The following is a 24621-nucleotide window of genomic DNA, read 5'->3' on the forward strand; positions in this document are numbered from 1 at the left end:
TGTTATTGTTACAATGATCACGAATAATAGGATAACATATAATAAACCGGCGAAGTAAGGAGGACGACCGATGCAGGATGCACAGTTCGAGAAAAGATGGAGTATGCCTGGCGTGTACGGCAGTGAGAGGGTCATGATGCAAAAGGTCGCCTCCGCTATTTCCCGCATTAATCCCGGGGAGAGCCGATTGGATGACATGATGACGGTCATCGCTGAAGCTTTCCTGAACGCGATCGAGCATGGCAATCAATCCGATCACAGCCTTCAAGTTACGCTCCAGCTGATTGTGGATCGGGAGAAGTATATTATTCGCATCTTCGATCATGGCAGCAGGGAGCCTGTCATTCCGGGCGAGGCGCCGCTCTCTATGAAATGGAAGGCCGATCACCCGAGAGGATGGGGGCTGTTCCTCATTAACCGGCTGGCAGATCGGGTAACGTTCGGGAAGCTGGATGGATCTGTGTATATTGAGATCTTATTTAATCGTTTGCATTTTGTTGGTCTTCAGCAGCTTGAAAATAAAACAAAAAGATCTTAAAAGTACGATTAGACGAGGAGGCTATGTTATGAATAGCGAGTTTCAGGCAGACAAGCGGGTCTCTGCCGGAGCAGTCATTTATGATTTGAAGGGATATCTCTCGAATTCAGCCGAGGACAGTCTGCTTGGGATATGGGATTGGGAGCAGGGATTGGACCAGGGCAGCAGGTTCCTGATCTTCAATTTCACTCAGGTGACGTACATCAACAGTATCGGCATTGCCGTATTGATTCGTATCGTTCGCGCTTTATTGAAGCAGGGCTGCCGGACATTCGCTTATGGCATTACTCCGCACTATCAAAAGCTGTTCCGTATGGTCGGTTTAACGGAGCATATGATGATTTACCCGAACGAGCTGTCTATACTGCAGAGGATTGAGTATCTGAGGGAGGAGTAAAGCGTTTTTAAGCCTTCTAAAAAAGGAGTGAAGCATCATGCAATTTCGCCGCCTTGGCAACAGCGGTCTCAAAGTATCCACGCTCGGGCTGGGTACGAACTCGTTCGGCAAACGCGCCGACTATGAAACGTCTAAGCAAATCCTTCATTATGCGATCGATCAGGGAATGAATTTCATTGATACGGCTAACATCTATGCCGGAACGCAATCCGAGACGATTATTGGACAAGCTCTGCAAGGATATCGCCATAACATTGTATTAGCGACCAAGGCGGGTCTGCCGAAGGGGTCGGGCGCGAATGAACGGGGCTCGTCCCGCTATCATCTCCAGACCGAGCTGGAAGATAGCCTAAAGCGTTTGAAAACGGATTATGTCGACCTCTATCAAATCCATACGTTCGATCCCGAAACGCCGCTGGAGGAGACGCTGCGCGCGCTCGAGGATATGGTGAGTTCAGGCAAGGTGCGTTATATTGGGGCATCCAATTACTACGCATGGGAGCTCATGAAGGCGGTAGGAATTAGCGACAAGCTGGGGCTAAACCGCTTCGTTTCTACGCAAACCAGCTACTCGCTTGCGGATCGGACGCCAGAGAATGAGCTTGTCCCGATGTGTCTTGATCAAGGTATCGGCATTATCCCATACTTCCCGCTAGCGGGCGGCATATTATCGGGCAAATACAGTTCTCCCGAGGAGGCGCCGGAAGGCTCTCGGGCTCAGACGGATCCGAACTTCAAACGATTTCTGGACAGCAAGACGATCGCGCTCGGAGAGAAGATAGGTGAGCTCGCGAAGCAACTCGGATGCACCGCAAGCGTACTCTCGCTGTCCTGGCTCATTCATCAGCCGGCTGTATCGACGGTTATCGTAGGCGCCACCCGAGCAGAGCAGCTGGAGGAAAATGTGAAGAGCCTTACATTGGAGCTGACTGCCGATATTCGCGCAGAGCTTGCGGCCATAAGCGAGCCCTTCCGACATGGAGATCCTTTCGCCATCTATCGGCTGTCCTAAGAAGATGAACGATGTGCAGCAGCGCCGGCTTATTTGGCCCGTAATTGGATGTTTATTAATTCATCGAAACAACTCACTGTATAATTCCATCATAGCGCGCCAAACCGCCCCTATAAAATGGGTCGAACTGCATAAGTCATGTTACCAAATACAAAAATAGACACTATCCCTAAGCCGCCGGGACAGTCTCTATAACATGGACTAGCCCGAATTACGCTCGAATGCGACGATCCAGTCCCCTTGCGTGGCAACGTAGCCGGTATCGCCTTCGACAACCAGGCCGTATCGTTTTTTTACGTCCATTTATACGCGATGCGTAATACAATAATGGAAGAAGAAACAGTTGGGAGGAGACATATGACGGTCGGTTCGCAAAAGGATATTGACGCGCTTAAAGAAATAGGCAGAATCGCAGCGCTTACTCTAAATGAAATGAAGCGCCAGGCGCGTGTCGGAATGGCCACGAAGGAGCTGGATGAGCTCGGGGGACGAATCTTGCAAAGCCATGGCGCCGTTTCGGCTCCGAAGAAAACCTATCAGTTTCCGGGGCATACGTGCATCAGCGTGAATCATGAGGTAGCGCATGGCATACCGGGCGACCGGAAGCTGATGCCGGGCGATCTTATTAATATCGACGTATGTGCGGAGAAGGACGGTTATGTCGCCGATACGGGGCATTCCTTTCAGTTGCCGCCGTATGACGAAGCTTTAATCAGGCTTTGCGATTATACGCATCAGACGATGATGAAGGTGATTTCATCCTTGAAGGCCGGCGTGAAAATCAATCAGATCGGCCGGATCATACAGGCGGAAGCAAGGAACGGAGGCTATAAAGTAATCGGCGATTTGTGCAGCCACGGCGTCGGCAAAGCGGTACATGAATGGCCGCAAATCGTGCCTGTGTATAACAAGCGCGACAATCGAACGTTAAAGGAAGGGCTGGTCATTACGATTGAGCCGTTCCTCACAACTGGCGCCGAGCATGTCGTTCCGCATCGTGACGGATGGACGCTTAGCACGCCGGACCGCAGCTTTGCGGCACAGCATGAGCATACGATTATCATTACAAAGAATAAGCCGATTATATTGACGGTGGCCTAGCCGCTGTCTTTTTTTTGTTCCGTATAACGGTATGCGGCAAGGGTCATACTGGTAAATAAACCATACCAGAACATGGAAGCAAGGTGAACGCACGATGGAAAACAGCTCTGGTAACAAGTCGCAAGCAAGATCTGAGTCTACAAGCGGAACGCTGCAAGGGAATAAACAGCAAGCAGCCGGACAGCCCGGGCAGCCGATTTCTGAACAGCCGATTTCCGAGCGGTTAACGGATAATCTTCATTATCTGGAATCGATATTCGCGAAGAGCTCGGACATTATTTTCAAGCATTGGAATTATGGTCCTGAATTGAAATTCACGGCGTTATCCGTTTACTATGGATCGCTTGTCCAAGAAGATACCGTTAACTATATGAAGTTATCTCTTCAAGACCTTGTTACTCACCATATTGGACCAGGCATGGACGTTACGCCTCAAGATATACGTACGTTCTTCGAGCAGGATGGCGTGTCGGAGAAAAAAGCCATCATCCTGAACAATTTGCATCATGTGGTGGAAGAAATATCAAATGGACAACTTCTCATCATGTTTGACCAATGGAATAAGGCGCTATGCTACAGAGCACAGTCCGTGGAGACGAGACAAGTTAACGAGCCGGTCAACGAATCGGTTGTCCAGGGACCGCGCGAGAGTACCGTTGAAAATTTGCAAAAAAATATTGGTCTTCTCCGTCTGCGCCTGAAGACGCCGAAATTCAAAATCGAAATGGTCACCGCGGGCGGCGAAACCAAATCGACGGTCGCTTACGGATATATCGAGGATATCGTTGACGGCGAGCTGCTGGCAGAATTCAAAAAAAGAATCGAACAAATCAAACAGCTCGAAATATTGGAGACATCTTACATCGAACAGCTCATTGAAGACTCGACCTATTCTCCTTTTCCTCAGCATCGGTATACGGAACGAACGGATATGGTGGTGGCCAGCATGCTTGACGGCAAGATTGCGGTTCTGGTACAAGGCACAGGCGGTGTATTATTATGCCCGGGCTTATTTACCGAATTTTTTCAATCGAGCGAGGATTATTATCAACGTACAATGATAGCCTCCTTAGTTCGGCTGCTTCGTATTATGGCATTTATTATAGCGCTGACGCTGCCCAGCATCTATATTGCTTTATCGACCTTCCACCCCGAGCTTATCCCAACCGTATTGCTGCTTGCCATACTTAATGCGCGGGAGGGCATACCGCTGCCGGCCTTTTTCGAAGCGCTGCTTATGGAATTTTTCTTCGAGCTGATGCGTGAGGCAGGGATTCGCCTGCCCAGGCCGGTCGGCTCTGCCGTAAGCATCGTAGGAGCGCTTGTCATCGGGGATGCGGCCATCAGCGCCGGAATCGCCTCTCCCATCATGGTCATCGTAGTCGCATTGACGGGAATCGCGTCCTTCTCCATTCCGCAGTACAGCGTCGCGATTTCATTGCGGATATTACGCTTTCCGTTAATGCTCAGCGCCGCCCTTATGGGCGGGTTCGGGATGATGATTTGCTTATTATTTCTTTTGCTTCATCTTTGTAAGCTGCGTACGCTTGGCCAGCCTTATATGGCGCCGCTCGCACCGCTGCGATTGTCAGAGCTAAGGGACGTCTTCGTGCGCGTACCCTTGAAGACGCTGCTTCGAAAACCGCGAGATTTGCACAAGCATAAGCCGTTGAAATAGCTAAATGGAAAATCTTCGAACAGAAAGAATGATGCAGCATGAGAAAAATGTCGGTTTTCGTTTGCTTGATAGCTATATTTACGCTTCTCACGGGCTGCTGGAGCAAGTACGAGCTGACGGAGCGGGGCTTTGTGATGGGCGTGGCGCTCGACCAACGCAAGGATGGAAAAATCGAGATGCTGACGCAAATCTATCGTCCTGCTTCCGCAGAGGTCGGAACGGAGGCTACCGCCACGGGCCCTTCGAGCGTTAATATTAATACGGTTGACGATACGGTCATGGAGGCGATCCGCGATATTCCGATCCATCTGGGAAGGAAAGCCCAATGGAGCCATATGCGCGTCATTATCATTGGAGAGAAGCTCGCCAAAAGCGAGAAAATTGGCAATCTTCTTGATCTGTTTTACCGGGACCATGAGCCGAGAAGCAGCGTATCGATCATGATTGCGAAGGGTCCGGCCCGCAAGCTGTTCGAGAAGAAGCCGCTTATCGAGCAAACGACGGCGCAGCAATTTCTAAGAACGGAGGAATCCTCCTACCAGAATGCCGCAAAAACACTGGATACTTCCTTGCTTAGCTTAATACGCGAGCTGAAGAGCGCTCATCCCGATGCGGTCATTTCATACGTGTATGAGGATCCACAGACAAAGGATATGTTCTCCGCTGCCGGTCTTGCCCTTTTCAAGGACGGTGTAATGAAGGAAGTAATGCCGGCAAGCAAAGTAGAGGGGCTAATCATCTTGCGCAATGAATACAGCTCGGGCGTGGTTGAAATTCCGTGTCCGGGGATGAAGGGCATGAAGGAGACGACTGAGGTCCTTTCCATGGATGTCAAAATAAAGCCTTTGGTGAAAGGAGATAAAATAAGCGCCAGCGTTAAGCTGAGAGGCGAGCTCGCCATTGGCGAATTGAGATGTACGAAGATTGACAAGCTTGAGGATGAACAAGTATTCGTAAGCAAGGTGGAGAAGGCGCTCGCGAAGCAGGTGAACGACTGCATCCAATTCCTTCAGAAGAATAGGATAGATGTCATTGGCATAGGAAACCGCATTTACCGCAAGAGTCCCGGAACATGGGAGAAGCTTAAAGATAATTGGGATGTGCGATTTGCAGAGATGCCGTTTGACATTGAGGTGGAGCTGAAGCTCATTACCGGCGGAACGGTTATAAACAAAACGGTTTTGTAAGCTTGACAGAGGGAGACTCGCCTATGTTGGAACGGTTGCTGGTTCTGGTTGCAGCTCTCGGCGGCATGCTGCTGTATGACGGGATTGCTCTGAGAAACAAAATAACGAAACGGGAAAAGAAGGTTTATATCGGTCTATTGGTCGTGTCTCTATACTTGAGCGCGGATTATGCCTATAATCAGGATTGGCTTGATATGTATGATGTAGTCGAGCCGGTCCTGGGAGGATTGGCTGAGCAAATCGATACTTTTCTTAAGGTGCAATGGTAGACTTGTCAACAAGATAAAGGAGGAGATAAACATCGGGAAGCAAACCATTAGCCACTTTCAATTGGGAGTGCTTTTTTTCGTGTTTATGACCGGCTCCTCCATGATCAACATTCCGGGTCCGCTGATAGGCAAAGCCGGCAATGGAGCGTGGTTATCCCTGCTTATTTCCGGAGGAATCGGTTTCGGTATGATGTCCATGCTGCTGTATCTGCACCGCCGTTTTCCCGATCTGACTTATGTCGAATACAGCCGCAAATTAGTCGGCAGCGTGCTTGCCGTTATTTTATCGGTATTGCCCATAACCTTTCTTTTCCAGATGCAGTCGGCCATTGTCACAGATGTCGGCTTGTTTATGATTAGCTCCATGCTGAGGGAAACCCCGATGTATGCGTTTACTTTTCCTGTTTTCGTCATAGCTGCCTTAACCGCAAGAGCGGGAATTGAGGTCATGGTCAGAATGTTTACACTGATCCTGCTTTTAACGTCCTTTTTTATATTCATTGTTCTTTTGTTAGCCATTCAGGATTATGATCCGTCGCTGCTGCTGCCCGTCCTCCCTAAAGGGATCAAGCCTGTCCTGCATGGGGCGTACTTTACGTTTGGCTTTCCTTATGTAGAGATCTTCTTGTTCGGCATGCTGCTGCCGTTTGTCGTCAAAGACCCGGAGAAGAAAGTATCCATATCGAGGACGATGTTTATTTCCTTGAGTCTCAATGTATTTACTTTGTGTACGGCTACCGTATGCGCGATTATGGTGTTTGGACCCTATGCTGCCGACAAGCCTTATGTGATCTTCGCGATGGCTCGAATAGTGGAGTTTGAGGAAATTATTCAAAGAATCGAGTCGATCATCGGGATGTCTCTTATACTGGGCTCCTATATGAAAACGTCGGTTACCCTCTACGTGCTAAGCTTATTTGTCAGCCAGCTTTTCCAGCTCAAGGAGAGCGGAACGATTGTGATGCCGCTTGCTCTGTTCGGTTTTCTGACGGGACTCGTTACCTTTGACGGGTCTACGCAGTGGGGGGGCATCGTCGCAACCATTCATCCGGTATGGGCGGGGGCTGTATTTCTAATGCCTCTGCTGCTGTTAACGGTTGTCGCTTTGATCAGAAAGCGTGTGTAATGAAAAGTACAGATAAAGGAGGAGATCAGCATCGGAAAACAAACCATTAGCCACTATGAAATCGGTATGCTTTTTTTCGTATTTATGACTGGCTCCTCCATTATCAACATTCCGGGGCCGCTGATAGGCAAAGCCGGCAATGGAGCGTGGTTATCCCTTCTCCTATCGGGAGGGATCGGCTTCTGTATTTTGGCCATGCTGCTGTTTCTGCACCGCCGCTTTCCCGATCTGACTTATGTCGAGTACAGCCGCAAATTAATAGGAAACGCGCTGACCGTCATTTTATCGGTAATGACTATCTCTTTTCTTCTCCAGATGCAGTCGGCCATTGTCGTTGATGTAGGCTTATTTATGATTAGCTCCATGCTGAGGGAAACTCCGATGTATGCATTTACCTTTCTGATTTTTCTTATATCCGCTTTAACGGCAAGAGCGGGCATCGAGGTCATAGCCAGAATGTTTATGCTCATTGTGCTCTTGACTGCTATCTTTTTAGCCTCCGTTTTTCTTTTAGCTTTACCGGATTATGATCCGTCGCTGCTGCTGCCCGTCCTCCCTAAAGGGATCAAGCCTGTCCTGCATGGGGCGTACTTTACGTTTGGCTTTCCTTATGTAGAGATCTTCTTGTTCGGCATGCTGCTGCCGTTTGTCGTCAAAGACCCGGCGAATAAACTATCCATATCGAAGACGATGTTTTTTTCCTTGGGCTTCAATATATTTACATTGTGTGTGTCTACCGTTTGCGTCATTATGGTCTTTGGGCCCTATGCGGCGGATAGGCCGTATGTGCTCTTCGCGATGGCGCGATTGGTGGAGTTTCAGGAAATTATTCAAAGAATCGAGTCGATTATCGGGATGTCTCTTATTCTGGGCTCCTATATGAAAACGACGATTACCCTCTATGTGCTGAGCTTATTTGTCAGTCAGCTCTTCCGGCTCAAGGAGAGCGGAACGATCGTGATGCCGCTTGCTCTGCTCGGTTTTCTGACGGGACTCGTTACCTTTGACGGAGCTACGGAGTGGGGAGGCGTCGTCAGCGTCATTCATCCGGTGTGGACGGCGGCTGTATTTCTTATGCCTCTGGTGCTGCTAACGGTTGTCGCTTTGATCAGAAAGCGGGTGTAACGGATATTCGCCGATTACCTCATACATCGGAGAAGTTTGCATATGGGTGCGCATAAGCACGAAACGGTCCGCTCGCCATTGCAATCCGCTTGGAGCATTAGCCATCACTTCGGCAGGTATGGCGCCGGTGCCCGCGAATCCTCTCGCAACCGTAATATGCGGAGTATAAGGGCGATCCTCGGCCTTGAAGCCGCAGGAAATTGTCGCCTTTGTAACGGCCGACTGGAGCGAGCTTAATCCTTCCAGGTGTCCGGAAACGGCTGCCCACAGGATGCGGGGTGCTGTCGGCGGACCGAACGTTCCTGCTCCGTTCAAGGCCAGAGCCAAATCCCTTTCCTTTATCCCCATCAGCGCGGCTTGCAGCGCATCCATCTTTCCGGCCGGCGTTTCTCCTAGAAACTGAAGCGTAATATGATAGTCATCCGGATGGGTCCATTTTCGAAACGGCAGCTTTTCTCTATGGGCATGCGTCCATTCCTGTAACTCATTGGCAATTGGCCTCGTGAGTGGAACAGCCACAAACAAGCGCAGCGAACGATCCTTAGCATTTGATTGACTCATCAACGTAACCCCATTTCTTTTCCCTATGTTAGCAGCCACCCTATTCAGTATGTAACCGTTGAAGAGAGAACATTCATGCTCATGACTTATGTAGTTCATCCCATTTTATGGGGGCAGTTTAGTTAGCCATGATGGATTTATACAATAACTGACCACATCAGCGGGAGCAATTCCAGTTAGGTCAGACTTACTCGCTGATAAAGCAAATTTAGCGGAATTTTTTCCAGTTAGATTCGTCTCTCATCTCGTAGGGGCGACGCATTAAGCTAATGGGAGATTAGCTGGACCAGCACTGCCAACCAACTCTTGTTATGCCCCGCTGTTTTGCGAGTGAGCGTATACCTAATGCTGTCTTTCGCGCCCACCGTTTCCTCGATAGTTTTCATTCGTTTGAGGAGGTATCTATACTACTGTCCCTTTGTCAGAATGGTTGTCTTACCCCTCAATAGAACGTATAGTGGGTATTATGGGTAGCGAAGCTTCGGTAACTTCGCTGTAAATATTCATCAGAGCCGATGAACGGACATTAGATCCGTTATATCTGGATAGAACCACCTGTTCAGAGCTAAAGCGGACCTAGGTTCCTTTATTCGTTTTTTGTACAAATAACGGATCTGTTGTCCGCACCGGATTCCAACCTAACGGTCAAGCACTGATTCTTTTTCAAAAGCTGACTATCTCATCGTGTCATTTCTCTGAAAAGGATGGATTCCAGCATGCCCTTTCAATTACGCTCGATGTTCGGGCGGCGTTACAGCTTTAGCACGAAGCTGATTCTCATCCTCTCGATTGCGAATCTACTAATACTAAGCATTTCGGGCTTTATTACTTATCAGGTGCACTTATCGCTGTTTAATCAGGAAATCAGCCGGCAATACGCGATGACCAATCAGCAGGTATTGGCTCGTCTGGATTCAAGGGTGAAGGATATGTACCGCATTACGGACTACATTACTTTAAACCCGATCGTCAAGCAAGCGATCAGCGGGCAGACGGAGGATATGCCGCCCTTCGACCGCATGCTGATCGAGAGAGAGCTGGATAAGCAGCTTCTTCAGGTTAGGCTGGACGCGCCGGAAATTATGGGTGTGCGTATCTATGATTTGAAAGGCAATATTACGAATGTGGGCACGTTCGCCAGCCATTTCATTCAACTCGATCAGAGCTTTCTGGCCGGGAAGGTCAAGGAGCTGGAAGGTACAAGCGGCGAATACCTCTGGAGCCGAATCGCCCCCGAGCAGTTTCATCAGAACGCCTATCGCAACTGGATATTGGCGGGCCGCTTGATGCGCTCAACCGATCTGGATACATACGGCGTCATGCTGATTTTGTTCAATTCGTCCTTGTTCGAATCGTACTTGAAGGATATGCGGATGCAAGGCGATACAGGGGCTTATTTATTTGACCAGGATGGCGGATTTTTGTATTCGTTAGATAATGAGGAGCAGGAGCATTCGGATCTTCCCGCCATGGAGAAGGACGAAACGCTGATCAGGAAGGAGAACGGAACCTCCTATTTATACACCAAGCAGATTTCCGATAGAGTCCGTTTCTCTTTATACAGCAAGGTTTCATTGAAGCAAATTCAGAATCGAAGCTGGGTTATTTTACAGGTGGCGATTATTTCCGCTTTGGCAAGTATTGTATGCTACTGGGTCATTATTTTGATCGTCAGCAAAAAGCTGCTGCGGCCGCTGAAAAGTCTGGTCTACGGGATGAAGCGAGTACGGGACGGAGCATTCGATACCCGCGTGAACATTAAGACGAAGGATGAGCTTGCCTTCATCGGCGAGAGTTTCAATCAGATGACGCATCAAATCGATACGTTGATTCGCGAAGTTTATCAGCGGGAGCTAAGCGAGAAGGAAGCGGAGCTGAAAGCGATTCAGGCACAGCTCAATCCTCATTTTCTGTACAACACGCTGGGCATGTTTTTCTGGAAATTTTATGGACTTAACGATGAGAAATCGGCGCAGCTCGTGAATTCGTTATCGGAGATGCTGCAGTATACGCTCGAGCCGGTACAGAAGCTGACGACGCTGCGCGATGAGATGAAGCAGCTTGAAAACTATTTCAACATCCAGCAGGCCAGATATCAGGAGGCGCTCTCCACCGATATTCAAATCCCGCTGGATCTGCATGATTGCCGGATCATCCGGCTGTTGTTCCAGCCTATTGTCGAGAATGCCTTCGTCCATGCCTTCCGCGACAAAAAAAGCGACCGCCGCCTGACGATTCGCAGCTTTAGGCAGGCAGCCAGCCAATCGGAGCCTGACTTTCTTATCATAGAAATTACCGATAACGGCTGCGGCATGGACGCAAGCATGATTCAAAGGATAATCGCTCCTTCACAAATGATACCGGAAGGCGATCGGGAACGGATCGGGACAAGCAGCGTCATCCGCCGCATTAATCTCGTACACGGCGAGCCGTACGGCGTTGACATTTTCTCGAAGATTGGCGATTATACGACGGTACGCTTGCGGCTGCCTTATCAAAAAGCGGAAGAGGAGGAACAGCAATGATTGGGAAGCTGCTCATCGTTGACGATGAAGTATGGTTTCGCGAGGGCTTGACGAAGCTAATCGGCAATAGCCAATTGGGGTGGGAGGTTATCGGCGAAGCTTCGGATGGCGAAGAAGCCTTGGCCGCGATTGAGACCTATGAACCCAATTTGATCATAACGGATATCAATATGCCCGTCATGAACGGCTTGGCCTTGGCAGAGAGGCTTCATCAAAGCGGGAAGGATATTATGGTCATCATTTTGACCGGCTATCGGGATTTCGAATACGCTCAGAAGGCGCTCCGGCACGGCGCGGTTGAATTTCTGCTGAAGCCGCTGTCTTTGGACGAAACACGCCGGGTACTGCAGAAGGCATATGAGCGATTCCGCTTAAATGAGCTGAAGAAGAAGGTGAAAGAACAGGAGCGGCAGGCGAATGCGCTGCGTGCCGCCATATTGCGTCTGCCCTTCGACAAGGCGGAATGGAAGAGTCTTTCGCTTGAGTGGGACGGCTATCAATTTTACTTGCTGCGTATCGACAGCTTCTTTCCGCCGGACAAAAGCTACTCGGATAGGGATATCGGACTTTTGCATTACGCCGTCTCCAATATTATTTCCGAGCTGCTGCAGCTGCAGCAAATAAAGGGCAGCTGGCTGCCGCTCAAGAGTCAAGAATATGCCTTTGTCATGGAGCAGGGCGAGGAAGCGGCTGTATACCGCACTCTCGTGCAGAACACCGTGAAGCAGCTGATCGGCCTGACGATAAACTGGTTCGATGGAGGTACGCTGCAAGGGCTGGAAAAATTATCGAGCCTCTACGATAACATAAACAGCAACGGACATGATGGGCTAACGGATGTATGGATAAGTCCTAATCGTTCTTATCAGCTCAAGGAAGAAATCGTATCCGCGCTTATTATTGGCGATTATATGGGAGCTGGCGTGAAGATAGACGCTCAATTGAGAAGCGCCTCACAGCTTGGCCTGCAGGAATGCAAGGCCGAAATGTATACGTTAATGACAGTCTTCTCCGATATTTTAATGACAGATTTTAAGCATTTGAAGGAAGCCTCTTACGAGGATTTAAATCCGAGCTCCATCCTTCTTATGAGCTCAACGGAAAGTTTGCTGGAATGGGCATCGAGTAAGAGCCGCGATTTCATCCAGCTGTTCGCTCGTTGGATGCAGGAGAAGCAGGATAATGTAGTAGAGCGCGCTAAGCATTACATCGAGCTGCATTATCGGGAGGTATGCACGCTCCAAATGGCAGCGGCCTGCGTGCACGTTACGCCAAACTATTTGAGCAATTTGTTTAAGAGAGAGACCGGTATCGGCTTTACAAACTACGTAAGCGGATTGAGAGTGGATAAGGCGAAGGCGCTGCTTCGCGGCACGAAACTGAAGATGACTGAGATCGCCGAGCAGACCGGCTTTGACAATTCGAGCTATTTTACGGCCGTATTCAAGCAGCTGACGGGGATGTCGCCGAGTGATTTTCGGAAGGAGCATGGATAGGATAACTGAAATCCACATGTGCGGGAAACTGCCGCCTGTGGTTTTTTTTGTGTAGAATTTTAATAATTTATTGTTGAATATCAAATGTTAAGAGTCTTCACTCTCGTTAAAATAAACGTATAGCCCGTTCACAACGAACAAGAGAAAGGAGTATACGACTATGAATTTAACGGGAGCGGCAGCGTCTCAGCGGTCGCCGGGCAGTGCTATGGAAGCAAAACACAAATTAAAGCTGCAGCGCATGAGACGGTTTAAAGCCAACATTCCATTGCTGATTATGTTTATACCGGTTATATTGTTCTACCTCATATTCCGTTATGCTCCCATCGGCGGATTGATCATCGCCTTCAAGGATTACAACTTTTATGACGGAGTCATAAACAGTCCGTGGGTGGGACTGAAGCATTTCGAAACACTGTTCAGTGATCCGAGAACGCTCGAGATTATTAGAAACACGTTATTGCTCAGCGTACTCAGCTTGATATTCGGCTTTCCGGTTCCGATCCTGCTGGCTATCATGCTGAACGAAGTCAGGCATATGCTGTTCAAGCGTACGGTTCAGACGATCGTGTACATGCCGCATTTCTTCTCTTGGGTCATTATCGCAATGATGGTCACAACGATCTTCTCGCTGGAGAACGGTGCCGTCAATCATTGGGTGGAAAGCCTATTCGGCAAGCCTTATGAGTTTTTATATAATGAGGGCTCGTGGGTCGCGATCTTCGTAGGCTCCGGCATTTGGAAGGATATGGGGTTCAGCGCAATTATCTTTCTGGCGGCTTTGACTACGATCGATCCCAGCCAATACGAGGCGGCGGGTATGGACGGCGCGAGCAAGGCCCGGCAAATATGGCATATTACGCTTCCGGGCATTCGATCCACCATTATTCTTCTGCTCATTCTTTCGATGGGCCGCGTCATGGAGGTCGGCTTTGATCAAGTGTATATGATGCAAAATCCGCTTGTGAACGATATCGCGGACGTGATAAGCACTTATATTTACCGGACAGGTTTACAAGGGGCGCAGTTCGGACTGACGACGGCTATGGGCTTGTTCGAATCCTTAGTAGCTTTTATTCTGATCTTCAGCGCGAATTATATAGCCCGAAAATTTAACGAAGGTTTATGGTAAGGGGGCAGCCTTGTGAGAGCATCCAATGGCGAAAAGGTATTTTATGGCGTTAATTATCTCGTATTGCTGCTTATAACGTTAAGCTGCATTCTTCCGTTTCTAAATATTGTCGCTTTATCTTTAAGCGACGCGAAGGCGGTCATGTCGGGGCAGGTCTCCCTGCTGCCGGTTGGGTTCACGTTCTTCTCTTACAAAAGCTTGTTTGAGGGTACGCCGATCGTGAATGCGTTCTGGAACAACATTGAAATTACGCTCATCGGTACGTTCTTGAGCTTGGCCGTCACGATCATGGCCGCATACCCGCTATCGCGCAAGCAATTTTATGCGAGACGTTTTTTTACAATGGCGATGGTGTTTACGATGATTTTCAGCGGGGGATTAATTCCGACGTATCTGATCGTTCAGAAGCTTGGATTGGTCAACAGTTATTATTCGCTATGGCTGCCTGGACTGGTCAGTACGTATAATATGCTCATTATGCGCTCTTATTTCTCGAATATTCCATCTGAGATTGACGAAGCGGCACGGATCGACGGCTGCGGGGAGCTTAGGCTGCTGTTCCGGATTATGCTTCCTCTCTCGAAGCCGGTGCTGGCAACAATCGCTTTGTTCTACGGAGTAGGCTATTGGAATGCGTTCATGAGCGTTCTCATTTATATCAACGATACGTCATTGTACAACATGACGGTGCTCGTACAGAGCATGATCATGTCCACTACGGCGGTGCAGGATTTCTCCGATCCTGCGATGATCGCCAACCTTACGCCGGAAGGGATCAGATCGGCAGCCGTTATCGTCATGGTGCTGCCGATTTTGCTTGTCTATCCTTTCCTTCAAAAGTATTTCGTTAAAGGCGTCATGCTTGGCTCTATTAAAGGCTAATCTCTCCGGGGCCTGCTTCCTGCAGGCCGGGAAATGATCATAGCAATCATATTCGTCCAAAAAAATGAACGAAAAGAGGGTCTATCCATGCAGAAATTAAACAATTGGAAAAAGCTATCGATGATCGCCGTATTGGCGGCCGGCCTTATGGCCGGCTGCTCCAATCAAAATGAAGGCGGAGCAAACAGTCCGGGGACTAAAGACGAAGACAACGGAGGAAAGCGCGCCACAATCACCTCGACCATCTATGACAGAGGGACAGTACCAAACGGAATGGGCACGATCGAAGACAATATGTGGACGAAATGGATCAATGAGAATGGTCCAGCCAACGTGAAGTTTACGGCGATTCCCCGCTGGGAATCGCAATCGAAGCTGAACGTGCTGTTCGCGTCGGGAAGCGCTCCCGATCTGATTTTCGAATTCGGTACAAGCATCCGCAACTCGCTGTTCGATCAGAAGCAATTGCTGCCGATCGGAGACTTAATTGAGAACTCGAGTGTGGAGTATAAGGCTATGCTGGAGAAATTTCCGCAGTTGAAGCAGGCGGGTACGAAGAGTGACGGCAAATTGTACGAGGTAGGAAGAGTGAACGAGGTGTATCCTCTAATGAGCTTCTTCATTCGCGAGGACTGGTTGGCGGAGCTGGGTCTGGAGGCACCGGCTACGACTGAGGAAATGATCCAGGTCGCCAAGGCGTTTACCGAAAACGACCCGGACAAGAATGGACAAGATGACACCTACGGCATCGCCGGCTATCAGCATGGCGATACGGCTGGTCTAATACGCTATATGTTTAATGCGAACTGGTTCAATGTCGACGAGAATAACGAGATTTACGTTGGCCTTGAAAATATGAAAGCGGCCGCTGAATTCAAGCGTGATCTGTACAATGCAGGCGTCGTTGACAAGGATTTCTTGACCGACAAAGATGCGGCGAAGGCGAAGCAGGATTTCTTGAACGGCAAGGTCGGGATGATTTCCTGGAGCGCGATGGATTATGTGAGCTTCTCCTCGAAGGAGTTGGAAACGCTGAAGCAAAATGTGCCTAACGCGAAGCTGAAGGTTATTCCGCTGCCGAAAACATCGGTTGGCCAACATACGATGGTATGGAACAATCCGGTTCAAATGACGACGGTCGTTAATAAGCATGCGAAAGACCCGGAGGCGATTATCAAGCATATCGATTTCTTGACGAAGGTGGATACCGGAAAGGTATTCCGCTACGGAATTGAAGGCACGCATTACAAAACCGGTGCAAACGGCTGTCCGGAAATTTCGGATCAGGACAAATATAAGAATGAAGTAACGTGGGCGAGCGATTATGACCTGCTTCACAGCCGTCTGGAAGAAGGCAAATGCGGGTTTAACGAAGCATTTTTTAATGAAACCGTACAATCGCAGAAAGAGGGACTTCGCTTGTTCAAGGAAGCCCGCGACACTTACATGACCGATCTTCCGGTTGGCGAAGGCATTACGCATTCCGAGCATATGCCGCAGCTTCCGAAGGATATGCAGGTTACTTTTACGAATCTGGCAACGCCGATCAGCGATATTTTCTCCAAAGCTATTATCGGCGGCGACAAGTATACCGTTGATCAAGCGATGAAGGATGCACAAGATAAATGGAATAACGGCGGCGGCAAAGAAATCGAAGCGTGGTATAAAGAGTGGTGGAGCAAAGAAAAGGATAACGTGCTTGTATGGGATGACTTCTATGCGATCTACGAGCAGCAAATGGCCGAATATCAAAGCACTAAATAATAACGTCATGAAAGAAAGACTAGCGTCATGAAATAAATAGCGTGCTTTCATGGACGGCTCGTCCTTTCATGGAAGCACGCTGTTTGCGTTAAAATTACTTGCTCCTAAACGCTATGACAGGTTCTATAAATCCAAATACCGATACTGACCGATCCCTTGCGTGATCGGATGGGCAAGATTGACAACCCATATGACTTCTTTTTCATTGTCCGTTCTCACTTTTAAATTACAGCTAGTGCCCATCAATTTCTTGAATATTTTTGAAAAATGAGCCGAGTGAAGCACGATCAGCCCCATTCCTTGAAGTACTCTGCTGTGAACTCTTTCAACAATTACATCCTCGACGTTATCGTGAAATTTATGCCCCCACCAGATTAAGACATCCTTCAATCCAAATACAACTAATCTATGCGTCGATTCGATTTGAAATAACAAAACTGTCATAAACATGCGAAATATTCATACATAGTATAAAGATTTGACCAAAAGGATGTGAGACAGCATTGAGGTTATATATAGCAGATGCTGGAGATACGCTCAGAAGGATCGCGGCAAAACATCATCTCCATATCGATGAGCTGAGCTTCCTAAACCCGCATATTGCCGGTCCCGATCTCAACATCGCCGGCAGACAGGTAAACCTTTCTTCCCCGACCATTTCAACCAGATACTTTAACAACCGTCCTGCCCCTTTTCCGTCTGAACCGCCATTGGATTTCAGAGGTTACTGGATTCCCCTTACGCCTTTGGAACAAATGGCCCAAACCGAATACGATGTTCTGATCGTTGGCACCGGGGCCGGAGGGGGAGCCGCGATCTGGAGGCTATGCGAACAGTGGGGGGGAAATGAGAAACGGATCGGTGTCATTGATGCGGGAGATCTCGTGCTGCCGACCCACTTGTTCAATATTCCAACCAGCGGTCATTCGGGAAATGTATGGAGCAACCCGAATGTCTGGAGAAATATAGGGAATATGCTTCCTGAATTCCCGGCCGGAAATATGGTATTTGCCCTAGGGGGACGGACTTTATATTGGGGAATGGTCAGCCCTCGTATGGATCCTTCCGAACTTGCCGGATGGCCCGTACCGTTAGAAGAAATGCAGGTATACTACAACATCGCCGAAAGAGCAATGAATGTTAATCAAGAATTTAATAAGGGCTCATCACTTCAAGAAGTTCTTCTCAAGCGGCTTCAAGAAAACGGATTTCCCGATGTCATCGATGCGCCCATGGCCATCAACCTCCAACCGTCATCCTATGGAGTGGTTCATTCCAATGCAGCTTTCAGTTCCATCACTTTTCTTGGAAATGCCTTGAACCATAAGCCCTTCGATTTGGGCGTGAAGGCCCGCGCCGTGCAGGTATTGACCGAACAAGGGAAAGCGGCCGGCGTCAACGTGCTGACTCCGGATAGAACATCCTATTCGATCAGGGCGAAGACCATTATTTTATCGGCAAGCACATTTGAAACTCCGCGTATTTTGCTTCAGTCCGGAATTCCGGGCAGAGCGATCGGCCATTACTTGACGGATCATGCTTTTGTGAGGGGCGCGGCAACCGTAGACCGCAATGAATTTCCGGGCTTTATCGGGGGATTGCAAATATTCATCCCGCAAACGGAGGAGCGTCCCTACGGTATACATTTGTGGGGGCCTGGAGAATCTGAACCGGAGAAATTGGAAGTTTATTTACACGGTTACGGCAATGCTGAACCGCGGTTTGAAAACAAGATATCACTCGATCCGAGCAATCTGGATGAATACGGGGTACCGCGTATCCAGGTGGATTTCTCTTACAGCGCAAAGGATTATGCAGTTATCGACCAAACGACGGAAGGCGTGGAACGGGCTTCACTAGCCATGAAAGCCCCTCTGAGCAGTCTCGAACTGTTGCCTCCGGGAAGTGACGCCCATTATGCGGGAACTTGCCGTATGGGGGCTGATCCTTTAACTTCGGCAACCAACAGATACGGTCAAATACACGGCATATCCGGTCTCTATGTGGCTGATAACAGCATCTTGCCGAGCATCGGAGGCACCAACCCGACGTTATCGACAATTGCCTTGGCGATACGCACGGCAGATTATATCATCGGGCAAGGCTAAAGCGGCATGTCCGCCAAATCAACGTTTGAGTGAAAGGGTGTGAAAGCATTGAGGATCTATATCGCGGATGCTGGAGATACGCTTAGAACAATTGCGATAAAACATCAGGTAGATGTAGAGGCGCTCATTTCCCTTAATACACCTATTGCAAGTCCCGATCTTCATATCGCCGGCAGACAAGTAAAACTTCCTCCCGCGGCCATGCCGATCCGAAACCGGATTACCGATACACTCTTTGGCCCTCTCAAATGTTCGCCGCCCTTACGTGACCTTGAACTACGCCAATTTCGATGCGCGAATCGCGGAGAAAAACAGTGAACGTTATGAGCAAACCGGCAAAATCGATGTTTCCTATCTGGGCAGGCTATCGGCCGATGCGGCGCCGGCGCTCCAAAAGCTGCACGCCAAGCACCCGGAGCTGGCCGGACTTGATGAGGCGCTAATAGATTTGCGTGAGTAATCCCGCGAGGACGGCAAGTGGCAGTCTTGGAATCTATCGAAGCTTAGGGCGATGTCGATAAGCTGAACGAGCATATAACGGAGGCTTTGGCGGAGACGCAGGACTCGGAAGCTTACACCTTGCTCTTGTCGCACCGGCCTGAGCTGTTCTAAGTAAATGTGCAGCGAGGGATGGACTTGATCTTCTCGGGTCATGCGCATGGCGGACTAGTCAGGCTGCTGTTCGTCGGTGGTTTGATTGTGCCCGGACAAGGCTTTCTGCCGAAGTATGACGCGGGCAAGTATGAAGAGGGCGATTCCACCCTAATCGTAAGCCGCGGACTTGGAAACAGCGTCGTTCCGCAGCGGCTGTTTAATCGGCCGGAGGTTGTGCTGGTGGAGCTTCTGCCAGCATCCCCGTAAAATAACAAAAAGAGACCCACAGCATCGGTGCTGCGGGTCTTCACTATATATATTACAAAAGGGGGTTGTTTTTATTATAGGCGGCTTTCATTAAAACGAGATGAAAATTAGATTTCAAGTTTATTACATTTAAGTAGGGCTCATTATACAAAAGAAGCATGTGGTTGACGAGGTCGATATCGAAAAAGAGCGCAATGATTTGGTTAAACAGGGATCCTCATGGGTTCAAGCTGAAAGAGTACTGAATGAAAAGTACCCGATTAGGGAGGTTCGGGCTTCCGGGGGCTTCACTTATTCGAGCTTCTGGTGTCAGATGCTTGTCGATATGCTTGGTGTACCGTGCTTAAAGGCGCCATGCGTGAATTAAATTCCTTTGCGAAAACAGAACCCCAAAAATGAACCATTTGAGTTCGTAAAATCCTTACCTAAAAGAGTTCGAAAGTCTAAAAAGTAAATTTATCGAATCTTTCCACTCAGATCCAATATATGAATAATATAAAAATTCAAAACGCCTGTCGATCCTATGATCGGCAGGCGTTCTTTTAGCTCACGTTATGGACATATACTCGCGAAATACTTTGCCGAAGTAGCTTGGGCTTTCAGCGTAATATTCTTATATGTGAATTCGATTTTTTTATATAGGATCTAGCAATCGTAAGTCATAAAATAAAGTAGTCTAATGCGGTTTTATCATATATAACGAGGAGTGACAAGATGATTAACACAAGCAAACCGAAAATATGGTACGGCGGCGATTATAATCCCGATCAATGGGAGAAGCCGGTCTGGATGAAGATTTGCGCATGTTCAAGCTTGCCGGCATCGACGTAGCGACGCTGAACGTATTGGCCTGGGCGAAAAACCAGCCTGACGAGGAAACCTACGATTTCGGCTGGCGATCATATCGTCGCCATCGAAGCAAGCCTTCTGTTTCACACAGAAAACTGATATAGTGTTTCTAAGGCTGAATATCGTTTCATTTAAAGGTGGTAAGTATGGATTCCAAGCCCAATAACCAGATGTTAATGCGTTGGATATCATTAACGAATATACAGATGAAGATCACGAATGAGTTAGAAGGTATTCTCCAGGAAAAACATCAGTTATCCTTAAAAGAGTTTTACGTGCTATTGTTTTTATCTGAGGCACCCGAAAAAAAACTGAAATTGCAGCAGCTTCAGCACATTGTCGGCTTGAGTCAAAGTGCGATGTCAAGACTTGTCAGCCGTTTTGAAGAGAAGGGCTGCGGAGCTTTAAAAAGGCAAATTTGCATCGAGGATCGAAGAGCGATTTACACCTCCATAACAAAAGAAGGAGAGGAAAAGCTTAATAAAGCGTCTTTGACACTCAATGAAGCCCTCGAAAATGTTTTTTCCAAAAAAACAATGAAACTGGAACTCGAACAATTCAATCATTTGTTTCATACATGACGGGATAACTATACCTGCAACTGTCTATAAGGCGGGTGAAGGATATGCCGTCTTTTTATTTTTGGTGGTTTCTTGTTTGACAGAGATGGTAATCGCCTGTAAAATTACATGCATGTGCATGCATTTTTATTTTGCTTACAGGTACTTCGATCATCAACTTGTCAGAAGAGGAGTTTTTCCATGAAACATTTATTCACCCCTTATCAGTTGAAGGGATTGTCATTAAAAAACCGTGTGGTTATGCCTCCTATGTGTCAATATTCGGTAACGGGTAAAGACGGTATTGCGACGGATTGGCACTACACGCATTATGTCAGCCGTGCGGTCGGCGGAGCGGGCTTCATTATCATCGAGATGACGGATGTTGAACCAGACGGACGTATTTCGGATTATGATTTAGGGCTATGGTCAGATGATCAAATTCCCGCTTTAACCCGTATCGTAGAAGCTTGTCATCAGCATGGAGCGAAAGTAGCCATACAAATCGCTCATGCAGGACGAAAAGCGGAAGATGCTGACGTGCCGGTCGCGCCATCTGCCGTTCCTTTTGATGAAAAATCGAAAACGCCTAGGGCTCTTGAAACCGATGAAGTCAAAGAAATGGTTAACAAATTCCGTATTGCTGTACGCAGAGCCGTTCAAGCTGGAGTAGACGCGATTGAGCTTCATGGCGCTCACGGCTATTTAATTCATCAATTTCATTCGCCTTTAACGAATAAAAGAACGGATGAGTACGGAAAGGAATTAACAAGGTTCGGCAAAGAGGTCATCCAAGCTGCTAAAAGCGAAATGCCTGCGGATATGCCGTTAATTATGAGAATTTCTGCCGGAGAATATGTTAAAGGCGGGTATGGAATTAACGAGAGCATTGATTTTTCAAGGGAGTATCAGCAAGCAGGAGTTGATATGTTTCATATCAGTGCAGGGGGAGAAGGTCCAATAGCCGCTGAGGGAAGACCGGGAACGCATGTTGCCTATCAAGTTCCGTTGGCAAGAGCCATTAGGCAAGCACTTGACATTCCGGTCATTGCGGTTGGAAGATTGGATGAACCGTCACTAGCGAACGCTGTTATTGGAAATGAAGATGCCGATCTTGTGGCTGTTGGAAGAGGAATGTTAAGAAATCCGTATTGGACGCTGGAAGCGGCTGCTATTCTTCGTAAAGAAATCGATCTGCCGAAGCAGTATACGTTTGGATTTCCAAGGGCTTAGACTTTAGTTCTTAATGAAGAAAGGGGAGGAACTGGAATCATGAAGGCGATTGTACTTGACGGTCCGGGAACGCCGGACGCCATGAGACTTACGGAGCTGCCGCTGCCTGAGCCTGGACCGGGTGAAATACGCGTGCGCGTCCAGGCCGCATCGCTTAACCCGGTCGATTATAAGGTTGCGGCAGGAGGCCATCCCGATTGGACCTACCCGTTTGTACCCGGCGTTGATGTCGCCGGGGTCGTAGATGCCATCGGCGAAGGCGTCACGCGCTGGAAAGCCGGCGATCGCGTTGTCTACCACGGCGATCTCTCAAAACCAGGGGGATTCGCGGAGTATGCGGTTACGACGGCCCATACAACCGCAGCCATTCCGCAGGACATATCCTTCGAATCGGCAGCGGCTTTCCCCTGCGCGGGACTAACGGCTTATCAGGCGCTTGTGCGCAAAATGCGAATTGGAAAAGGACAGACGATCTTCATCCACGCAGGTGCTGGAGGCGTGGGAGGTTATGCGATTCAGCTAGCCCGAGTGTTTGGTGCTTCTCAGATCATCGCAAGCGCTTCGCCAGGCAATTCCGATTACGTGCGCAGCTTGGGAGCTGACGTCGTCATCGACTACAAGACGGAGGACGTGCACGGCCGCATCATAGAACTGACGAATGGCCGTGGCGTAGACTGCATCCTCAATACCCTTAATCGCAAGCTGGCGCAGGCCGACTTGTCCGCGCTTGCCTTCGGCGGCCAGCTCGCATGCATTGCAGGTGCGCCGGAAATCGTCGCGGATTTCCAGCCGAGCTGGAAAACGTTCACCGTGCACAAGCTGATGCTAGGCGGCGCCCATACTTCGGGGGACCGTGCCCCTCAGGAAGATTTGGCGTGTATGGCTGATGAATTTATGACATTTATGCTCGAAGGCAAGATCGAACCGATGATTGGCGAGACGATCAGGATAGAGGAGGTTTCCGAAGCGTTGACGCGGCTGTCGCAGCGTCATGTGCGCGGTAAGATCGTCTTGGTGCTAGGAAGCTAAACCATTCAATTCACCCCTTTTTTGAATTCACTACTCAAAGCAACGAGGATCGCTTCATCTTTCACCCAACGGCAAAACACCGACCTTAGGCCGGTGTTTTGCATTTTGTCGTGTACTTTTTGATACCCTCACCAATTGTTCATTATTGACGTTAAGTTTTTTTTATGGATAATTATAGGTAATGAGGAGCGTGAGCAAAGTGAACTTAAATCACGATATTCAGCTGTCGGAACAGGCTGCCCAAATGATTGCGAACGATTTTAAAACAAAAGAAGGATCTGCTCAAAAAAAAGCGTTTATAATAGAATGCCTCCGGGTAGGCGCGTTGCTTAACCGAAAAGAGCAGAAGTCAGGATAACGCTGATTAGAATGATGCCCACACTTAAGGTTGCACCTGAAGAACTGACATTTGTTCCCTTGGACAAGGTCTCGATTGAGCATGTTCAAGGGTTTTCTTGCGGGAACAGGTTGATAGACAATTACTTTTTCACTACATATAAGGCGCGTTACGATCACCAGAATGGATTGGCTGCTACCACGGTTATCATTTACGAGGAGAAGGCTGTAGGTTTTTTCACCGCAGCATGTACACAAGTGCAAATCTCGAAAGAAGAGGCCAGCAGTCTGGGCATTTCGACCTTCTTGGTACCTGCTATAGAAGTTAAGTTTCTGGCTGTGGAAGAACGTTTTCAGGATAAAGGCATAGGTACGCTGGCCATTAACAAGATCATTTATGACGTTTACCAATTTTCTCAAATTTTTGCGTGCAGATATTTGTTTTTATGGTCTGTGCCGGATGAACGGGCGCTGAGTTTTTATCAAAACCGTTATTTTGAGGATACGGGTACGGTCAATTCGGAAAATTTGCATTTAATGATGTTCCAAATTCCGGATGATGCTGACATAGAAGAGTATTAGTATGCATATCTTCGTCAATAAATGGATCAACGAGAGGTTATCGTTAGTTCCCTTTAGGGCGGTGCTATGTATGAAGTTAAACGGAGAAACTCTTCATGAACGTACGGTCAAGCTTATAGCTGAGGATTTGAAATCTTCGCGAAAATCAACAGAAGCCAAGAGAGAGTTCATGAAGAGTGCCATACAGTCGGCAAAACGAATCAAGAAAAAATGACAATGGACTCCTTCCAGGAAGCGATTTCCGTTTGTAAGGAAGCTGCGTACAGGCCC

General features: G+C 48.4%; 23 protein-coding genes and 3 pseudogenes. 23 read left to right on the forward strand and 3 right to left on the reverse strand.

All coding sequences use genetic code 11. From position 1 onward, the window contains the following. Window positions 1-70 precede the first annotated feature (70 nt). From L1N85_RS13310 to L1N85_RS13320, 3 genes are read left to right on the forward strand one after another with little or no spacing between them, the layout of a single operon-like run. Window positions 71-538, forward strand: a complete 468-nt coding sequence (locus L1N85_RS13310; RefSeq protein ID WP_235238951.1) for an ATP-binding protein — start codon at window positions 71-73, stop codon at window positions 536-538. A 28-nt stretch (window positions 539-566) separates the two neighbouring features. Further along, window positions 567-935: an STAS domain-containing protein gene (locus L1N85_RS13315; RefSeq protein WP_235238959.1), complete on the forward strand. Its 369-nt coding sequence runs from the start codon at window positions 567-569 to the stop codon at window positions 933-935. 37 nt (window positions 936-972) lie between these two features. Next, entirely contained in the window at window positions 973-1947 is a 975-nt protein-coding gene (locus L1N85_RS13320; protein WP_235238967.1) for an aldo/keto reductase, read from the forward strand. Between the two features lie 201 nt (window positions 1948-2148). Here L1N85_RS13320 and L1N85_RS13325 read toward each other — a convergent pair. Next, window positions 2149-2250: pseudogene (locus tag L1N85_RS13325) on the reverse strand (DUF2500 domain-containing protein); the annotation flags it as partial. A 54-nt stretch (window positions 2251-2304) separates the two neighbouring features. On the opposite strand from L1N85_RS13325, the gene map reads away from it, so the two are divergent. The 6 genes from map to L1N85_RS13355 all read left to right on the forward strand — a co-directional run bounded on the left by map (window position 2305) and on the right by L1N85_RS13355 (window position 8433). Then, on the forward strand, window positions 2305-3048 hold the full coding sequence (map, locus tag L1N85_RS13330; protein WP_235238979.1) for a type I methionyl aminopeptidase: 744 nt from the start codon (window positions 2305-2307) through the stop codon (window positions 3046-3048). Window positions 3049-3142: 94 nt separating this feature from the next. Further along, window positions 3143-4726: a spore germination protein gene (locus L1N85_RS13335; RefSeq protein ID WP_235238983.1), complete on the forward strand. Its 1584-nt coding sequence runs from the start codon at window positions 3143-3145 to the stop codon at window positions 4724-4726. 38 nt (window positions 4727-4764) lie between these two features. Further along, window positions 4765-5913 (forward strand): Ger(x)C family spore germination protein, encoded by a 1149-nt coding sequence (locus L1N85_RS13340; RefSeq protein WP_235238988.1) that lies wholly within the window; start codon window positions 4765-4767, stop codon window positions 5911-5913. A 23-nt stretch (window positions 5914-5936) separates the two neighbouring features. Further along, window positions 5937-6182 (forward strand): hypothetical protein, encoded by a 246-nt coding sequence (locus L1N85_RS13345; protein ID WP_235238993.1) that lies wholly within the window; start codon window positions 5937-5939, stop codon window positions 6180-6182. Between the two features lie 46 nt (window positions 6183-6228). After that, window positions 6229-7308, forward strand: coding sequence for a GerAB/ArcD/ProY family transporter (locus tag L1N85_RS13350; RefSeq protein WP_328285210.1), 1080 nt, complete (start codon window positions 6229-6231; stop codon window positions 7306-7308). Window positions 7309-7353: 45 nt separating this feature from the next. Continuing rightward, window positions 7354-8433 carry a GerAB/ArcD/ProY family transporter gene (locus L1N85_RS13355; protein ID WP_328285211.1) on the forward strand — a complete coding sequence of 360 codons (1080 nt, stop codon included), beginning with the start codon at window positions 7354-7356 and terminating at the stop codon, window positions 8431-8433. Here the strand turns inward: L1N85_RS13355 and thpR are convergent. Further along, a complete protein-coding gene (gene thpR, locus L1N85_RS13360; protein WP_235239009.1) occupies window positions 8398-8994 on the reverse strand; it encodes an RNA 2',3'-cyclic phosphodiesterase in 597 nt (198 codons plus the stop codon). The two genes, L1N85_RS13355 and thpR, sit on opposite strands and share 36 nt — an antisense overlap. A gap of 716 nt (window positions 8995-9710) precedes the next feature. Between thpR and L1N85_RS13365 the strand changes: the two genes are divergently transcribed. From L1N85_RS13365 to L1N85_RS13385, 5 genes are all read left to right on the forward strand, one after another. Further along, window positions 9711-11519, forward strand: a complete 1809-nt coding sequence (locus L1N85_RS13365) for a sensor histidine kinase (protein WP_235239018.1) — start codon at window positions 9711-9713, stop codon at window positions 11517-11519. After that, on the forward strand, window positions 11516-13015 hold the full coding sequence (locus tag L1N85_RS13370) for a response regulator transcription factor (protein WP_235239031.1): 1500 nt from the start codon (window positions 11516-11518) through the stop codon (window positions 13013-13015). Before L1N85_RS13365 ends, L1N85_RS13370 begins: the two co-directional genes overlap by 4 nt. Window positions 13016-13175: 160 nt before the next feature. Beyond that, the gene (locus tag L1N85_RS13375; RefSeq protein WP_407946386.1) at window positions 13176-14147 is read left to right on the forward strand and encodes an ABC transporter permease; all 972 of its coding nucleotides are present in this window, start codon (window positions 13176-13178) and stop codon (window positions 14145-14147) included. A 12-nt stretch (window positions 14148-14159) separates the two neighbouring features. Further along, window positions 14160-15029 carry a carbohydrate ABC transporter permease gene (locus L1N85_RS13380; RefSeq protein WP_235239035.1) on the forward strand — a complete coding sequence of 290 codons (870 nt, stop codon included), beginning with the start codon at window positions 14160-14162 and terminating at the stop codon, window positions 15027-15029. An 87-nt stretch (window positions 15030-15116) separates the two neighbouring features. Further along, complete coding sequence (locus tag L1N85_RS13385; RefSeq protein WP_235239048.1) at window positions 15117-16793, forward strand: type 2 periplasmic-binding domain-containing protein; 1677 nt, start codon at window positions 15117-15119, stop codon at window positions 16791-16793. Window positions 16794-16922: 129 nt separating this feature from the next. On the opposite strand, the pseudogene L1N85_RS13390 reads toward L1N85_RS13385, so the two are convergent. After that, window positions 16923-17177, reverse strand: a pseudogene (locus L1N85_RS13390) (ThuA domain-containing protein); the annotation flags it as partial. Between the two features lie 371 nt (window positions 17178-17548). Here L1N85_RS13390 and L1N85_RS13395 point away from each other — a divergent pair. From L1N85_RS13395 to L1N85_RS13435, 9 genes and pseudogenes are all read left to right on the forward strand, one after another. Continuing rightward, the gene (locus L1N85_RS13395) at window positions 17549-18901 is read left to right on the forward strand and encodes a GMC oxidoreductase (protein ID WP_235239196.1); all 1353 of its coding nucleotides are present in this window, start codon (window positions 17549-17551) and stop codon (window positions 18899-18901) included. A gap of 265 nt (window positions 18902-19166) precedes the next feature. Beyond that, window positions 19167-19361, forward strand: coding sequence for a DUF4153 domain-containing protein (locus L1N85_RS13400; protein ID WP_235239064.1), 195 nt, complete (start codon window positions 19167-19169; stop codon window positions 19359-19361). A 170-nt stretch (window positions 19362-19531) separates the two neighbouring features. Next, window positions 19532-19762: a metallophosphoesterase family protein gene (locus tag L1N85_RS13405; RefSeq protein ID WP_235239069.1), complete on the forward strand. Its 231-nt coding sequence runs from the start codon at window positions 19532-19534 to the stop codon at window positions 19760-19762. A gap of 714 nt (window positions 19763-20476) precedes the next feature. Beyond that, window positions 20477-20658: pseudogene (locus L1N85_RS13410) on the forward strand (beta-galactosidase); the annotation flags it as partial. A gap of 99 nt (window positions 20659-20757) precedes the next feature. Continuing rightward, window positions 20758-21192, forward strand: a complete 435-nt coding sequence (locus L1N85_RS13415; RefSeq protein WP_235239085.1) for a MarR family winged helix-turn-helix transcriptional regulator — start codon at window positions 20758-20760, stop codon at window positions 21190-21192. A gap of 180 nt (window positions 21193-21372) precedes the next feature. After that, window positions 21373-22404: an NADH:flavin oxidoreductase/NADH oxidase gene (locus tag L1N85_RS13420; RefSeq protein WP_235239090.1), complete on the forward strand. Its 1032-nt coding sequence runs from the start codon at window positions 21373-21375 to the stop codon at window positions 22402-22404. A gap of 39 nt (window positions 22405-22443) precedes the next feature. Further along, window positions 22444-23433 (forward strand): zinc-binding dehydrogenase, encoded by a 990-nt coding sequence (locus L1N85_RS13425; protein WP_235239095.1) that lies wholly within the window; start codon window positions 22444-22446, stop codon window positions 23431-23433. Window positions 23434-23632: 199 nt separating this feature from the next. Then, window positions 23633-23791 (forward strand): hypothetical protein, encoded by a 159-nt coding sequence (locus L1N85_RS13430; protein WP_235239100.1) that lies wholly within the window; start codon window positions 23633-23635, stop codon window positions 23789-23791. Window positions 23792-23802: 11 nt separating this feature from the next. Then, window positions 23803-24351 carry a GNAT family N-acetyltransferase gene (locus L1N85_RS13435; RefSeq protein ID WP_235239116.1) on the forward strand — a complete coding sequence of 183 codons (549 nt, stop codon included), beginning with the start codon at window positions 23803-23805 and terminating at the stop codon, window positions 24349-24351. Window positions 24352-24621 lie beyond the last annotated feature (270 nt).

It is taken from the genome of Paenibacillus alkaliterrae (genome assembly GCF_021532375.1).
Lineage (GTDB): Bacteria > Bacillota > Bacilli > Paenibacillales > Paenibacillaceae > Pristimantibacillus > Pristimantibacillus alkaliterrae.

Bases quoted from the DNA above. Each gene is read 5' to 3' on its own strand.
- L1N85_RS13335 (WP_235238983.1), top strand. From the start codon at position 3,143: ATGGAAAACAGCTCTGGTAACAAGTCGCAAGCAAGATCTGAGTCTACA.
- L1N85_RS13310 (WP_235238951.1), top strand. From the start codon at position 71: ATGCAGGATGCACAGTTCGAGAAAAGATGGAGTATGCCTGGCGTGTAC.
- L1N85_RS13385 (WP_235239048.1), top strand. From the start codon at position 15,117: ATGCAGAAATTAAACAATTGGAAAAAGCTATCGATGATCGCCGTATTG.
- L1N85_RS13420 (WP_235239090.1), top strand. From the start codon at position 21,373: ATGAAACATTTATTCACCCCTTATCAGTTGAAGGGATTGTCATTAAAA.
- L1N85_RS13320 (WP_235238967.1), top strand. From the start codon at position 973: ATGCAATTTCGCCGCCTTGGCAACAGCGGTCTCAAAGTATCCACGCTC.
- L1N85_RS13370 (WP_235239031.1), top strand. From the start codon at position 11,516: ATGATTGGGAAGCTGCTCATCGTTGACGATGAAGTATGGTTTCGCGAG.
- map (WP_235238979.1), top strand. From the start codon at position 2,305: ATGACGGTCGGTTCGCAAAAGGATATTGACGCGCTTAAAGAAATAGGC.
- L1N85_RS13315 (WP_235238959.1), top strand. From the start codon at position 567: ATGAATAGCGAGTTTCAGGCAGACAAGCGGGTCTCTGCCGGAGCAGTC.
- L1N85_RS13415 (WP_235239085.1), top strand. From the start codon at position 20,758: ATGGATTCCAAGCCCAATAACCAGATGTTAATGCGTTGGATATCATTA.
- L1N85_RS13375 (WP_407946386.1), top strand. From the start codon at position 13,176: ATGAATTTAACGGGAGCGGCAGCGTCTCAGCGGTCGCCGGGCAGTGCT.
- L1N85_RS13345 (WP_235238993.1), top strand. From the start codon at position 5,937: ATGTTGGAACGGTTGCTGGTTCTGGTTGCAGCTCTCGGCGGCATGCTG.
- L1N85_RS13405 (WP_235239069.1), top strand. From the start codon at position 19,532: ATGGACTTGATCTTCTCGGGTCATGCGCATGGCGGACTAGTCAGGCTG.
- L1N85_RS13365 (WP_235239018.1), top strand. From the start codon at position 9,711: ATGCCCTTTCAATTACGCTCGATGTTCGGGCGGCGTTACAGCTTTAGC.
- L1N85_RS13425 (WP_235239095.1), top strand. From the start codon at position 22,444: ATGAAGGCGATTGTACTTGACGGTCCGGGAACGCCGGACGCCATGAGA.
- thpR (WP_235239009.1), bottom strand. From the start codon at position 8,994: ATGAGTCAATCAAATGCTAAGGATCGTTCGCTGCGCTTGTTTGTGGCT.
- L1N85_RS13435 (WP_235239116.1), top strand. From the start codon at position 23,803: ATGATGCCCACACTTAAGGTTGCACCTGAAGAACTGACATTTGTTCCC.
- L1N85_RS13395 (WP_235239196.1), top strand. From the start codon at position 17,549: ATGGCCCAAACCGAATACGATGTTCTGATCGTTGGCACCGGGGCCGGA.
- L1N85_RS13340 (WP_235238988.1), top strand. From the start codon at position 4,765: ATGAGAAAAATGTCGGTTTTCGTTTGCTTGATAGCTATATTTACGCTT.